The sequence below is a fragment of the Sphingomonas sp. AC435 genome (genome assembly GCF_979253005.1).
Map to the genome: position 1 here is coordinate 1 of NZ_CEEDCJ010000057.1, position 258 is coordinate 258.

Sequence of the window (258 nt, forward strand, 5' to 3'; positions counted from 1 at the left end):
GATCGTCGTCGCCGTCGTGGTGGCCTATCAACTTGCCGGCATCATCGGCATCGCCTTCGCCGCCACCGCGATGCTGGCGCAGGCGGGCATGGTCGTCGCGCTCGACGCCTATGGCCCGGTCACCGACAATGCGGGCGGCATTGCCGAGCTGGCGGGTCTGCCCGACGACGTCCGCCACCGCACCGAGGCGCTCGAGGCGGTCGGCACCACGACCAAGGCGGTGACGAGGGGCGATGCGATCGGTGCGGCCGGACTCGC

At 71.7% G+C, this 258-nt stretch carries 1 protein-coding gene; it reads left to right on the forward strand.

Annotation, left to right across the window (positions count from 1 at the left end):
- On the forward strand, positions 1-258 hold a 258-nt coding region (locus AC0CH8_RS18935), incomplete at both ends, for a sodium/proton-translocating pyrophosphatase (RefSeq protein WP_465241206.1).